The 12,799-nt window shown below is 60.5% G+C and carries 13 protein-coding genes; 7 read left to right on the top strand and 6 right to left on the bottom strand.

Translation table 11 applies throughout. From position 1 onward, the window contains the following. Positions 1-82 precede the first annotated feature (82 nt). The gene (locus tag AUC43_RS13495; RefSeq protein ID WP_068194529.1) at positions 83-1,558 is read left to right on the top strand and encodes a DNA/RNA non-specific endonuclease; all 1,476 of its coding nucleotides are present in this window, start codon (positions 83-85) and stop codon (positions 1,556-1,558) included. A 143-nt stretch (positions 1,559-1,701) separates the two neighbouring features. Here the strand turns inward: AUC43_RS13495 and AUC43_RS13490 are convergent, their stop codons facing one another. The 6 genes from AUC43_RS13490 to rsmA all read right to left on the bottom strand — a co-directional run bounded on the left by AUC43_RS13490 (position 1,702) and on the right by rsmA (position 6,603). Continuing rightward, entirely contained in the window at positions 1,702-2,685 is a 984-nt protein-coding gene (locus AUC43_RS13490; protein ID WP_068194527.1) for a hypothetical protein, read from the bottom strand. 110 nt (positions 2,686-2,795) lie between these two features. Further along, positions 2,796-3,629 (bottom strand): nuclease A inhibitor family protein, encoded by an 834-nt coding sequence (locus AUC43_RS21855; RefSeq protein WP_071885917.1) that lies wholly within the window; start codon positions 3,627-3,629, stop codon positions 2,796-2,798. 159 nt (positions 3,630-3,788) lie between these two features. Then, complete coding sequence (greA, locus tag AUC43_RS13480) at positions 3,789-4,262, bottom strand: transcription elongation factor GreA (RefSeq protein WP_068194524.1); 474 nt, start codon at positions 4,260-4,262, stop codon at positions 3,789-3,791. A gap of 105 nt (positions 4,263-4,367) precedes the next feature. Continuing rightward, a complete protein-coding gene (locus AUC43_RS13475) occupies positions 4,368-5,336 on the bottom strand; it encodes an NAD(P)-dependent oxidoreductase (protein WP_068194521.1) in 969 nt (322 codons plus the stop codon). Then, positions 5,330-5,707: a hypothetical protein gene (locus AUC43_RS20995; RefSeq protein WP_157781074.1), complete on the bottom strand. Its 378-nt coding sequence runs from the start codon at positions 5,705-5,707 to the stop codon at positions 5,330-5,332. The genes AUC43_RS13475 and AUC43_RS20995 overlap by 7 nt, the downstream gene beginning before the upstream one ends. A 62-nt stretch (positions 5,708-5,769) precedes the next feature. Continuing rightward, positions 5,770-6,603 (bottom strand): 16S rRNA (adenine(1518)-N(6)/adenine(1519)-N(6))-dimethyltransferase RsmA, encoded by an 834-nt coding sequence (gene rsmA / locus AUC43_RS13470; RefSeq protein WP_068194519.1) that lies wholly within the window; start codon positions 6,601-6,603, stop codon positions 5,770-5,772. 216 nt (positions 6,604-6,819) lie between these two features. Between rsmA and AUC43_RS13465 the strand changes: the two genes are divergently transcribed. From AUC43_RS13465 to AUC43_RS13440, 6 genes are all read left to right on the top strand, one after another. After that, on the top strand, positions 6,820-8,280 hold the full coding sequence (locus AUC43_RS13465) for a leucyl aminopeptidase family protein (protein ID WP_068194516.1): 1,461 nt from the start codon (positions 6,820-6,822) through the stop codon (positions 8,278-8,280). Positions 8,281-8,477: 197 nt separating this feature from the next. Beyond that, positions 8,478-9,509: a 4-hydroxythreonine-4-phosphate dehydrogenase PdxA gene (gene pdxA / locus AUC43_RS13460; RefSeq protein ID WP_068194515.1), complete on the top strand. Its 1,032-nt coding sequence runs from the start codon at positions 8,478-8,480 to the stop codon at positions 9,507-9,509. 191 nt (positions 9,510-9,700) lie between these two features. Continuing rightward, a complete protein-coding gene (locus tag AUC43_RS13455; RefSeq protein WP_068198614.1) occupies positions 9,701-10,234 on the top strand; it encodes a YceD family protein in 534 nt (177 codons plus the stop codon). Between the two features lie 70 nt (positions 10,235-10,304). Beyond that, entirely contained in the window at positions 10,305-10,535 is a 231-nt protein-coding gene (rpmF, locus tag AUC43_RS13450) for a 50S ribosomal protein L32 (protein ID WP_068194512.1), read from the top strand. A 116-nt stretch (positions 10,536-10,651) separates the two neighbouring features. Continuing rightward, on the top strand, positions 10,652-11,593 hold the full coding sequence (plsX, locus tag AUC43_RS13445; RefSeq protein ID WP_068194509.1) for a phosphate acyltransferase PlsX: 942 nt from the start codon (positions 10,652-10,654) through the stop codon (positions 11,591-11,593). A 153-nt stretch (positions 11,594-11,746) separates the two neighbouring features. Next, positions 11,747-12,757, top strand: a complete 1,011-nt coding sequence (locus tag AUC43_RS13440; RefSeq protein ID WP_068194508.1) for a beta-ketoacyl-ACP synthase III — start codon at positions 11,747-11,749, stop codon at positions 12,755-12,757. Positions 12,758-12,799 lie beyond the last annotated feature (42 nt).

Below are 12,799 nucleotides of genomic sequence, written 5' to 3'. Positions count from 1 at the left end.
AACGTTGCAAAAGACCTCCGTAGTCCAACGGAGGTCTTTTTATTGTCCGCTTAAGAACCCCGGGCTTCCTACTTTCGCCTTCATGCGCTCCCCTTTCCTGCTTTTATCCCTGGCTTTGCTGGCCTGTTCGCAGCAGCAGCCCGAAAATGCCACCCAGCGGCCCCCGGCCCCTGCGAAGCCTGCTCAGGCGGCTCCCGCTCCTTTCCCCGAGACCTTCGAAACCGGCAGCAAGGGCGCATATACCGAAGCAGACGAGCCCCTGGCCACCGGCACCTGGCACTTTGCCGATGCCTTGGTGGGCAGCAGCCCGCAGGACCACAAAAGCGGTGAGCGCGCGGCCCGCCTGCACAACCTGGGCCGCATCCGCATGAACTTCGACGCCGTGCCCGGGGTGCAGCGCATTACCATCAGCGCGGCGGCCTACGGGCAGGACGGCCCCAGCACCTGGGAGCTGTGGCTGAGCCGCGACGGCGGCCGCAGCTTCGTGCGCACCGGCCAGCCCATCGAAACCCGCGGCCCGGCCCTGGTGCCCCACATGTTCGCCGGCGTGGCCAACGAGCCCATCCGCTTGGAAATCCGCAAAACCAGCGGCCCGAACAACCGGCTCAACATCGACGACATTACGCTGGAAACGGCCAAAGGGCCCGCCGTAGCCGTGAGCACCGGCGCCACCGGCGGCTATTTCGAAAACCGAAACACCCCCCAACCGGCCACTCCCGGCCAGCCTAATTCGCGGCCTGCCCAGCCTCGCACCGGCCAGGCACCGGTAGGCGCGGGTACGCAAGCCCCGTCTACTTCCGAAGACAACCTGGCCCTGGGCAACCCCAGCGGCGCCACTTCCGACCCCGCCAACGCCAACAACTACCTGCTGGTGCACCCGGAATTTACGATAGGCTACCACGCCACGCGCGGCATCCCCACCTGGGTGAGCTGGCACCTGGGCCGCGGCGACCTCGGCCAGGCCCCGCGCCAGAACAACTTCCGCCCCGACGCTGCCCTGCCCCGGCAGTTTTACCAGGTCACGCCCGCCAGCTACGCCCGCTCCGGCTTCGACAAAGGCCACAACTGCCCCAGCGGCGACCGCACCAGCGACCTCGACGCCAATTCGGCCACGTTCCTGATGACCAATATGGTGCCCCAGGCCCCGCACAATAACCAGCAAACCTGGGCCCACCTCGAAGAATACGGCCGCTCGCAGGTGCAGCGCGGCCAGGAGGTGTACATCATCATGGGCAGCTACGGCCGAGGCGGCACCGGTGCCAACGGCTTCGCCACCACCTTGGACGAAGGCCGCGTAACCGTGCCCGCCCGCATTTGGAAAGTCATGGTCATCCTCCCCGAAGGCCAGAACGACCTGCAGCGCCTCAGCACCGACCCTAGCGTGCGCGTGCTGGCCATCGACACGCCCAACGACAACAGTGTGAATCCCGATTGGCGGCAGTACCTCACTTCCGTCGATAAAATCGAAGCTGCAACCGGCCTAGATTTGCTTAGCGCCCTGCCGCAAAACACCCAAGCCCGCTTGCAAAAGCTGGTGGATAGTGGCCGGGCGCTGTAAACCGAATTAACAGGTGATGGCGTCGAAATCGACGCCTTGATTGACGGGATTCACGGATTTGATGTAAAGCCAAAACGCCTGAAGCAATGGTTGCTTCAGGCGTTTTAGTTTTCGTTTTAGCTGGACTTTTTGACTGCTAACGGCTAGAAACGGTGCGTCAGCGAAAGCCCGGTTCCTCCCGATGGGCCCGGGAAATTAACTACTCCCACCTCCGTCCGGCTAGCTTTGGCCATGTTTCGGTGGTGAAGCAGATTCCAGGTACTCAGCGCCAAAGTGGCTGTCCCTGCCCCAATATTCACAAAGGAAACGGTACGCTCCGGGGCGTGCGATGTGCCAGCCGCAGGATATGGATTCCACCCGATGCCGTAATACGGCGTTTCGTCGGCGGGCAAATTAAAGGCGCCCATCAGCACTTGCCCGGCTCCGCTGAGCAGGCCCACGTAGGCCACGCCCCGGCTCACTCCCGGCAGGTTGAACTGGCTGGCATTGGCGACGCCCAGCATGGTATTGAAGCCGCTCCACACGGCCGTGCCCACGGCGTAGCGGGTAGCCACCGGGGCTACGGTTTGGGTGCTGGCACCGGGAACTGGGTAGCCGTAAGTGGGCTGAATCAGGGCGCACTCCTGCTTGGTGAGGCCGGAAGTCTGCACCCATTCGGCTAGCTCGGGGGCGCGCATGTCGGCAATCAGGTCGTACTGATGCGCTTTGTTTATGCGTTCTGCCACGGGACGGCCAGCTGTTTCGGCTACCAAGAACCCAACCGCGCACAGGCGGCCGTCGCGGTCGATGAAGCAAGGCCGGCGCTCCCCGGGATAGTCGTAGTTGCGCGGAAACACACCGGCCGTCCAATAGGGGTGCAGCAAATCGAGCAGATGCACGCGGCGTTGGGCCAGCGTGGGGTTCAGACCGGCCGTAGGGCGCTGGCGCAACAGCCGCTCGGCATACGCCAGGTGGGCCTGCACTCGGGCATCATCATTGGTGCTGGCAGTGGGCTGCTGGCCCGTGGCGGCTACGTAGCCCGCATTGCCCACGAGGGTATTTACCTGGTCGGTGGCAAGAGGAACGGGCTGTTGCTGACAGGCGCTGAAGCTCAGGCCCAGCAACAGAAAGGCATAAAGTTTTTTCATCGAGGTAGCGAGACATTTTGCACGGGACCCTCCCGTGTTTGTGCCTGACCGCCAACCCTACGCTTAAGTTGCACGCCTTATTGAGCTAAGTATTCAAAACTAAAGTGGCCTCAGGTTTCCGTCAACACGGTTTTGAAGCCGGCCAAGGTGCCATCGGCAGTGCGGCCCAGCGCGTAGGCGTGCACCTGCGGCCCAGTGCCCACGCGGTACACTTTTGTGCCATCCAGTTCCTGCTTCATAAACATCTGTAGGGCTTTGTAGCGGTTGGCCAGCTTTTCGTCGCCCAGCACGCCGTTATCGGCCGTGTGGTTGCGCAGGAATTGGGTGAGCTCCACGGTTTCGACTTTGCTGCCCGCGGGCTCACCCACCGCCTTAAGCAGTGCCGCATCCGACAACTCCCCACCAGGAGCAGCATATGCTACGGCTTCCAGCGGAGCATCCGATTCGCTCATGAACATCAGGCCATCCACCTGCTTTTTTAGCTCCGATGGCACTGCGGCCCCGGAGTCAGCACTTGAGCTAGTTTTTGCTTCGCTCAGGCCGCTGCCGCCCTCTACTTTGGCCGCGATTGCCGCCACCAGTTCCTGCATGCGGGCCTCGGGCACTTTGATTTTGGGGTTGGCGAAGTTCATGTCCGACACCTTGTTCATCGGAATGAGGTGAATGTGCGCGTGCGGCACTTCCAGTCCAATCACGGCCACGCCAATGCGCTTACAAGTCACGGCGGCCTGCACTCCCTTCGCTACTCGTTGCGCAAAGACGTGCAGCGCGGCCAGCTCATCCGTCGGCAGGTCGAAGATGTAGTCGACTTCCTTCTTGGGAATCACCAGCGTGTGGCCTTCCACCAAGGGCGTGATGTCGAGAAACGCCAGGTGGCGGCCGTCTTCGGCTACTTTATACGCCGGCAGCTCGCCGGAAACGATGCGCGAAAAAATAGAAGGCATGGGGCGTTAGTTGTCAGTGGTTCGTTGTCGGTTGTCAGGTACTTGATGCAAATAAACGAGAACCCGCTGCCCAACGCCGGGCAACTGCCCCAAAACAGTTAGGGCAGTCCCTTGCGGAACTGCCCTAACAACTAAAAACTAGCAACCGACAACTATAGCCTACCGGCTGATTTCCAGAATCTCAAACTGCAGCTTGCCGGCCGGCACAATGATTTCGGCCATGTCGCCGGCCGATTTGCCCAGTAAGCCTTTGCCGATGGGCGACTTCACGGAGATTTTGCCGGCGGCCAGGTTGGCTTCTTCCTCGGCTACCAGCGTGTAGTCGAGCACCATGTTGTTTTTCAGATTCTTGAGCTTCACCTTGCTCATGATGAGCACCTTGGTGAAGTCCATGTTCGTCTCGTCGATGACGCGGGCATTGCCGACAACTTCTTCGAGCTTCGAAATCTTCAGCTCCAGCAAACCCTGGGCGTCCTTGGCGGCGTCGTATTCGGCGTTTTCGCTCAGGTCGCCTTTGTCGCGGGCTTCGCGCAAATCTTCGGCAGCTTTGGCCCGGCCCCGGACTTTCAGGTCCTGGAGTTCCTCCTTCAGTTTTTGCAGGCCCTCGGGGGTGTAATAGTTGATGGTGGACATGATGGATGTAGCGGCTGGTGGGTTTGGCTAAAAAGCAAGGAGAACGGCTGGCACTGCCAACCGTTCTCCCTTCTTAGGTTCACTGCAAAGATACGCAAAAACGGGCTAGCTCCCCGCCGTCGCTCCCTGCCGCACCTGTCGGAAAGCCGCAATCTTGCGCACCAGCACCTCGTTGATGCGGGCGTAACTCTGGTGCGTCCAGCCGCCGATGTGGGGCGAAAGCACAACGTTGGCAGAGGAAGCGAGGAAATTAAACGGCTGCTGCTGCTCGGGAGTAAGCGTGCCAAGCCGTTCATTTTCGAGCACATCGAGGGCCGCGCCGCGCACCTTTCCGGCCTGCAGCGCCCGTACCAAGGCAGCCTGGTTCAGCACTTCGCCCCGGGCCGTATTGAGCAGCCAAATCGGCGCGGCAAACCCAGCGAGCAGGCGCTCATCGACAAAATGATGATTGGCCGGCGAGTACGGTATGTGCAGGCTCAGCACTTCGGCGCGGGCCTGCAGCTCGGGCAGGCTTACCAGCGTAGCGTAATCATCGGCCGTACAGCTTGGGTCAATGTCATGGGCCAGCACGGTGCAGCCAAAAGCGCTGAGCCGGCGCGCAAACGCCCGGCCCATGTGCCCATAGCCCAGCAGCCCCACAGTTTTGCCACCGATTTCCTCGCCCCTGTTGGCCTCGCGCTGCCACTGGCCCTGGCGCACTTCGTGGTCGGCCCGGGCAATGTTGCGGAACAGCGCCAGCAGCAGGCCCACGGCATATTCGCCCACCGCGTCGCGGTTGCCCTCAGGCGCGTTGAGCAGCGTGACGCCAGCCGCGGCCATGGCGGCCTCATCGATATTATCGACCCCGGCGCCGGCCCGGGCCACGTAGCGCAGGTGCGGGCCGTGGGCCAGCAGGTCAGCCGTCACGCGCAGCTTGCTGCGCACCATCAAGCCCTCGTAGGGAAAAGCCGCAAGGGCGGCAGGTACTTCGGCAGCCGTCAGGTTGGGGCAATAGTTTATCGATACGCCAATGGCTTGCAGCATCGGCTCAAGCGACGGGTGCATCTCATCGACTACCAAGCAGGTATTCACCATTTGCTAGCTTTTGTCAAATTCGAATCAAACCGTGGAATTGCGTTTCCACACAGTTTATGTAGCGCTTCGTTAAACTCTATTTTAGTCAGCGGACCGAGAATGTTTCTTCGTGCTACCTCACGGTCAGCTGTACCAGTCATGCGGGCGATGTAGAATTGAGGCGTGGTACAAACGGCCCTCTTAATGATGCATTTATCATTAAATCCTGCATCAACTACCGGACAATTGAAAAGCGCATCAGCTAAGCCAAATTCTTCATCGTCAAAATGCAAATACCAAGCACCGGAATCAGGCTCTGTCTCATCCAGATAATAATGTCCTACTAAGTGCTTGGTCTCGTATTCATCGCCCCAAAAACAACCTGAAAGCATGAGTAGCGGGAGTAACAGAATCAGAACCCTATAAAGCTTCATTTCAAAAGCATTTAGTGGAATTATTCCACAAAATCATTTGAGTCCAAATCGGGCAGGGCGGCACTCAAGCCCGCATTGTGCTGCCCAATGCGCTGAGTCAGCCCAACAAACTCAGCCACGCCCAACTGCTCGGCCCGCTTCTCGAAAATTGCATCGGTGGTAGCCTCCGGTGGTAGGCCGAAGGGCTTTAGCGCATTGCGCAGGGTCTTGCGCCGCGTTTGAAATGCTTGCTTCACCACCCGGAAAAACAGCTTCTCGTCGCAGTCGAGCTGCTCGGTTTCGTTGCGCGTGAGGCGCACCACGGCCGACTCCACTTTGGGCGGCGGCACAAACACGTGCGGCGGCACGGTAAACAGGTACTCGATTTTATAATAGGCTTGCAAAAGAACGCTCAGGATGCCGTAGGTTTTCGAGCCGGGCGGCTCGGCCAGGCGTTGGGCTACTTCCTTCTGAATCATGCCCACCACTTCGCGCACCTGCTGCCGGTTGGCCAGCACCTGGAAAAATATCTGGCTGCTGATGTTGTAGGGGAAGTTTCCGATGATGGCCAGCGGCTGGCCGGGGAACATCGTGCCCAAGTCCTGCCGCAGGAAGTCGGTGGCGTAGATGCGGTCGGCCAAGGCCGGGTAGTGGGCTTTCAAGTAGGCCACCGACTCGGTATCGATTTCCACCACGCTGGTTTGGTAGGTCGGGTTTTCCAGCAGGTACTGCGTGAGCACCCCCATACCGGGCCCAATTTCGAGCACCTGCCCCACGCCATCGGGCAGCTGCAGGGCGCCCACGATGCGGCGCGCAATGTTGGGGTCGGCCAGAAAGTGTTGGCCGAGGTGTTTTTTGGGGCGAACGGTATTCACGATGGAGCTATTTGATAAAGAAACAATACGTCTGGCCGCCCAGGCTAGGCCGAAGGCAACGGCCCGACAGCGCTACTATGCAGGGAACCACAGCTGTTAAGCGAGACCGCAAGGCTGCTGCGGCAAGCTCGGCAGCACGTTGCTAACCGTTCTGTCAAAACCTCGCCACCTAAACAGTACCTTGCGGCCTCAAATCTACGGCCTTCACTCCCGCTCATGTCCCTAGCCCTTGCCCACGTGGCCGCCGCGCCGGCCCAATCTTCGCAGGTATTCATCCTGTCGCACGGCACCGAAGCCCTGCCTGCTGCCGCCGCTGGCGACCTTTCGGCCCAAGCCCAGCAGTACGTGACCGCGGCCCTCGCCGACGACCAGAAGCTCGTTCACCTCAACCACTTCAGCCATCACCACTACTTCGTGGTGCTGGCCAAGAAGCCCACGCCCGAGCAGATAGCCGAGGCCCTGCGCCGCAGCGGCCACGCCCTGCACGCCCTGCTCAAAAAGGAAAAAGTAGCCGAGCTGTTCATTCACAACCTAAGCGACACGCCCGACGCGGCCCTGCTATTGGCCGAAGGCCTGGCCCTCACCGCTTACCAGTTTGAAGGCTACAAAACCGACGCCAAATCGCGCAAGTCCGCTAGCCTCACCACTGTTTCCATTGTGGGCGACGCCGCCACTCCCGAGGAAGTAGCCGCCCTTGACGGCCTGCTGCAAGGCGTGTTCCTGGCCCGCAACCTGGTCAATGCGCCGCTTAACAAGCTCAATGCCCTCCAGCTCGCCGAGAGCATCGCCACCGCTGGCGACGAAGCCGGCTACACCACCGACATCCTCGACCTCCCCAAAATCGAAGCCCTGCGCATGGGCGGCCTGCTGGCCGTTAACCTGGGCTCGCCCGAGCCGCCCACCTTCAGCATCCTGGAGTGGAAGCCCGCCGGCGCCCAAAACGCCAAGCCCTACGTGCTGGTGGGCAAGGGCGTCGTATTCGACACCGGTGGCCTCAGCCTCAAGCCTACGCCCAACAGCATGGATATGATGAAGTGCGACATGGCCGGCGGCGCGGCCGTAGCCGGCACACTCTACGCCTTGGCCAAAAACAACGTCCCCCTGCACGTCATCGGCCTGGTGCCCGCCACCGACAACCGCCCCGGCGGCCTGGCCTACGCCCCCGGCGACGTCATCACCATGCACAGCGGCCTCACCGTTGAAGTAAAAAACACCGACGCCGAAGGCCGCCTGCTCCTCGCCGACGCCTTGAGCTTCGCCAAGAAATACGACCCGGAGCTGGTCATCGACCTGGCCACCCTCACCGGCGCCGCCGTACGCGCCCTGGGCACCGAAGCCTCCGCCGTGATGGGCACCGCCGATGCCAACACCAAGCAGGAACTTACCGCTGCCGGCTACCGCGTGCACGAGCGCCTGGTGGAGTTTCCGCTGTGGGACGAGTACGCCGACCACATCAAGTCCGACATTGCCGACCTCAGCAACTTGGGCAAGGGCGAGGCCGGCCAAATCTCCGCCGCCAAGTTCCTGGAGCGCTTTGCCGAGGCTTACCCTTGGTTGCATCTCGACATCGCCGGACCGGCCTTCCTAACCGCAGCCGAGAGCTACCGTGGCAAGGGCGGCACCGGTACCGGCGTGCGTTTGCTGTACCAGTTCTTGACCAATCAATTGACTAAGTAGGTGGCATGCTGAGCTTGTCGAATCATCTCGCTCGCGCCGTCTGTCATGCTGACGAAGGAAGCATCTTATCACGTCCGGACGATTTGTTCAGCCGTGAGAAGGTCCTTCGCGCTGCTCAGGATGACAGTAGAAGCGGCAGAGATGCTTCGACAAGCTCAGCATGACGTTCTTTTTGCCTGACGTTCTAGATTAGTACAATGCCCCCCTCCCTTCCCCGCTTAGGCTTTTCGGTCGGCGACCTTGCCGGCATCGGCCCCGAGGTTATTTATAAAACGCTGCTCGACGAGCGGCTGCTCAAGATTTGCACCCCGGTCATTTATGGCACGGCCACCGCGCTGTTTGACGATTTCCCGGTTGACCCCGACGCAGAACACCTCACGTTCCGGCAGCTGCGCGACGCGGCCGATATTGCCCCCGGCCGGCTCAACGCCGTGACCTGCTGGGATGAGGACTTTGTTCTCGCCCCCGGCAAGCCCTCACCTGCCACCGGCCAAGCCGCCCGCGAAAGTTTGCTTGCCGCCAGCCGCGACCTTAAAGCCGGCAAGCTCGATGCCCTCGTTACGGCGCCTATCAGCAAGGACAACACCCAGTCCGATGAGTTCCGCTACCCCGGCCACACCGAGTTCCTCACCACGTTTTTCGGAGCACCGGAGAGCCTGATGTTCCTCGTGGACGAAGGTGGACTGCGCATTGCTACTGTCACGGGTCATATCCCGCTCAAGGATGTGCCCGGGCGCCTCACTGCGGAGCTGTTGCGCACCAAAATCACCTTGCTGCTCAAGTCGCTCACGCAAGACTTCGGCATTCTCAAGCCGCGCATCGCGGTGCTGGGCCTGAACCCCCACGCTGGCGAAAACGGCCTGCTGGGCAGCGAAGAAGCCGATACCGTGACGCCCGTTATCCAGCAGTTTGCCCAGGAAGGCCACCTGGTCTTTGGCCCCTTCCCGGCCGATGGCTACTTCGGCACCCAGCAATTCCGGCAGTTCGACGCCACGCTGGCACTCTACCACGACCAGGGCCTGATTCCTTTCAAGCTGATGGCATTTGAGCGCGGAGTGAACTTCACGGCGGGTCTGCCGGTGGTGCGCACTTCGCCCGACCACGGCACGGCGTACGGCCTGGCGGGGCAGTTCAAGGCCAGCGAAGCGTCGTTCCGGGCAGCGGTTTACCTCGCCTGCGAGGTGTGGCGGCAGCGCTGGGAAGATGCCCAGCCTCGCTCGGCGCGCTAGCGGAAGCGGGCTAATCTGGGGCATCAATAAAAAGTGGGCCACGTATAGTGAGCTGCACATTTTGCCAGAGAAGAGCTGACCATCAGCGTAAACACCAGCGGTAGCTGACTGAAAACGCTAAGAAAGTTGGGCTTATCTTTTGGCAAAAAGCCGGAATTTCACTACTTTTGCCCCCTGCTATCAAGCCGACCGTGAAAAAAGAAAGCCAATACGACCTCAATCTTGCCAAGCTGGCGCTGAAAACGCACCATTTTGAATTCGAGTTGGGTCCCGACTTTTTCGCCTTATTCGACCAGCCCCTGGTGGAGCAAGGCAACCTGCACGCCGACGTTGAGCTAATCAAAACCGAGCGGCTCCTCACCCTGAATTTTCACATCACCGGCACCGTGCGCCTGACCTGTGACCGCAGCCTCGACGAGTTCGACCAGCCGCTGGACATTGAAGAGCAGCTCTTGGTGCGCTTCGGCGATGAGAACAAGGAGCTGGACGACAACGTGCTGCAAATCACGCCTGAAACCCAGGCTTTGCCCCTGGCCCAGCACCTGTACGACTACATCGGCCTGGCGCTGCCCATGAAGAAGCTGCACCCGCGCTTCCAGGACGAAGCCGACGACAACCCCGACGCTCCCACCAAGCTCATCTTCAGCACCCGTCCTGCCGATGATGCGCCCGATGACGACGAGCCGGCCGACCCGCGTTGGGCCGCCCTGCGCAACCTGAACTAACCCGTCAGCGCCGCGAGTCGCTCCAACCACTCCCAACTCATAATTCAAAACTCATAATACATAATTTCCCATGGCTCATCCTAAGCGCCGCACCTCTTCCTCCGTTCGCGATAAGCGTCGTACGCACTACAAGCTTACTCCGAAGGCCGTTACCTTGTGCCCCAACACGGGCGAGCTGCACCTGCGCCACAAGGCCTATGTAGTAGACGGCGACCTGTACCACAACGGCCAGCTGGCCATCAAAAACTACTCGAAGGTGAGTTCTGCTCCCGCTGCCGATACCACCGGCGACGACGAATAACGCGTCAGGTTGTTACTTCGCGGTACCTTACGGTCCGGCTTCGCTCCTTTTTTAAGCCAGCGGGGCCGGACTTGTAGTTACTACCCCTTTCCCTGACCTCCCCAAACACCTCCTACATGAAAATAGCCCTCGACGCAATGGGCGGCGATTTCGCTCCCCAAGCCGCCGTGGCGGGTGCCCTGCTGGCCGCCGAAGAACTCGCCGGCCGGGCCACCATCGTCCTCATTGGTCAGGAAGACGCCGTGCGGCCGCTGCTCCAAGCAGCTGGCCCCGCCGGTGCCGCCCTCGAATTCGTGCCTGCGACGCAGATTATCGAAATGGCCGAGCACCCGGCCAAAGCTTTCCAACAAAAGCAGGACTCTAGCATTGCCGTGGGCTACAAGCTGCTGCTGGCGGGCGAGGTCGACGCATTTTGCTCGGCGGGCAACACGGGTGCCATGCTCGTCGGCGCCATGTTCACGGTGAAGGCCGTGCCCGGCGTAATCCGCCCGGCCATTGCCAACTTCGTTCCCAAGCTCAAAGACAAGTTCGGCATCCTGCTCGACGTGGGCGCCAATGCCGAATGCAAACCCGAAATGCTCGAGCAGTTTGGTGAGCTGGGCTCCCTGTATGCGCAGTACGTGCTGGGCATTGCCGAGCCCAAAGTTGGGCTGGTAAACCTGGGCGAAGAAGAAGGCAAGGGCACCCCTAACACCCAGGCCGCCCACCAGCTGCTGAAAGCCAACCCGCACATTCATTTCGTGGGCAATATCGAAGGCCGCGACATGTTCAACGAAAAGGCCGACGTGGTGGTCTGCGATGGATTCACCGGCAACATTTTGCTGAAAATGGCCGAGTCCATCTACGAGATGATGGACAAGAAACAGATTCACGACCCGTTCTTCGACAAGTTCAACTACGAGGCCGTGGGCGGCTCGCCCATCCTGGGCATCAACGACAACGCCATCATCGGCCACGGCCGGAGCACGCCGCTGGCTATCTGCAACATGTTGGTGCAGGGCTACAACATGGCGGATTCCGGCATTGTCGACCAAATAAAGGCTACATTTAAGTCATAACTCCAGCTTTAAGCGAAGGGAGAAACTGCTGGCCCCGGCCGGCTTTTTCTTAAAACTCCCTGGCACCCCTTGGCGGCACCTCGAGCGCGAAATGGTCGCGCTTTTTTCTGTTGCGATGCCCATTTTTCGCTTACCACGCCTACTTTTGCCCATATGAAGATTACTGCTGCCATCACCGGCGTGGGCGCTTATGTGCCCGAATATGTGCTTACCAATGCTGAGCTTGAAAAGCTGGTGGAAACCACCGATGAGTGGATTATGTCCCGCACCGGCATCAAGGAACGCCGCATATTGAAGGGTGAAAACCAGGGCGCGTCCGTGATGGGCATCAAAGCGGTGCAGCAATTGCTGGATAAAACCGGCACCAACCCCGAGGACATCGACCTGCTGATTTGCGCCACCACTACCCCCGACGTGCTGTTTCCGGCTACGGCCAACATCATTTCCAATGGCGTGGGCATCACCAAGGCGTTCAGCTACGACGTGAACGCGGCCTGCTCGAGCTTCCTGTTTTCGCTAGCCACGGGCGCCCAGTTCATCCAAGCGGGCACCTACAAGAAGGTGATTGTGGTGGGTGCGGATAAAATGTCGTCCATTGTGGACTACACCGACCGCGCCAACTGCATCCTGTTCGGCGACGGTGCCGCGGCGGTACTGCTGGAGCCCAACTCCGAAGGCTACGGCCTGCTCGACCACGTGCTGCGCACCGACGGCAGCGGCGAGGCCTATCTGCACCAGAAAGCCGGCGGCAGCCGCCGCCCCCCGTCGCACGCCACCGTGGACGCCAAGGAGCACTACATTTACCAAGAGGGCGCCACGGTGTTCAAGTTTGCCGTGAAGAGCATGGCCGACGTGGCCGCCCAGGTAATGGAGCGCAACCACCTCAGCAAGGACGACGTGGCCTGGCTGGTACCGCACCAGGCCAACAAGCGCATCATCGACGCCACAGCCAACCGCATGGGTGTGGGCCCCGAGAAAGTGATGCTCAACATTCACCGCTACGGCAACACCACCAACGCCACCATTCCGCTGTGCCTGGCCGACTACGAAAGCCAGCTCAAGCGCGGCGACAACCTGGTGCTGGCCGCCTTCGGGGGTGGCTTCACCTGGGGCTCCATCTATATCAAATGGGCGTATGATGGCGCAGCGGTAGCCAGAAGCTAATAGCTGTTAGCTTTGCATCCTTTGCGCTGAATTACATTTCTT

Origin of the sequence: Hymenobacter sedentarius, from assembly GCF_001507645.1 — a bacterium.
Taxonomy (GTDB): Bacteria; Bacteroidota; Bacteroidia; order Cytophagales; family Hymenobacteraceae; genus Hymenobacter; species Hymenobacter sedentarius.
This window is presented reverse-complemented; position numbering and strand designations above follow the sequence as displayed.

Coding starts and splice junctions, on each gene's coding strand:
- AUC43_RS13465 (WP_068194516.1), top strand. CDS start 6,820: ATGTCCCTAGCCCTTGCCCACGTGGCCGCCGCGCCGGCCCAATCTTCG.
- AUC43_RS13475 (WP_068194521.1), bottom strand. CDS start 5,336: ATGGTGAATACCTGCTTGGTAGTCGATGAGATGCACCCGTCGCTTGAG.
- rpmF (WP_068194512.1), top strand. CDS start 10,305: ATGGCTCATCCTAAGCGCCGCACCTCTTCCTCCGTTCGCGATAAGCGT.
- pdxA (WP_068194515.1), top strand. CDS start 8,478: ATGCCCCCCTCCCTTCCCCGCTTAGGCTTTTCGGTCGGCGACCTTGCC.
- AUC43_RS13490 (WP_068194527.1), bottom strand. CDS start 2,685: ATGAAAAAACTTTATGCCTTTCTGTTGCTGGGCCTGAGCTTCAGCGCC.
- AUC43_RS13440 (WP_068194508.1), top strand. CDS start 11,747: ATGAAGATTACTGCTGCCATCACCGGCGTGGGCGCTTATGTGCCCGAA.
- greA (WP_068194524.1), bottom strand. CDS start 4,262: ATGTCCACCATCAACTATTACACCCCCGAGGGCCTGCAAAAACTGAAG.
- AUC43_RS13495 (WP_068194529.1), top strand. CDS start 83: ATGCGCTCCCCTTTCCTGCTTTTATCCCTGGCTTTGCTGGCCTGTTCG.
- AUC43_RS20995 (WP_157781074.1), bottom strand. CDS start 5,707: ATGCTTTCAGGTTGTTTTTGGGGCGATGAATACGAGACCAAGCACTTA.
- plsX (WP_068194509.1), top strand. CDS start 10,652: ATGAAAATAGCCCTCGACGCAATGGGCGGCGATTTCGCTCCCCAAGCC.
- AUC43_RS21855 (WP_071885917.1), bottom strand. CDS start 3,629: ATGCCTTCTATTTTTTCGCGCATCGTTTCCGGCGAGCTGCCGGCGTAT.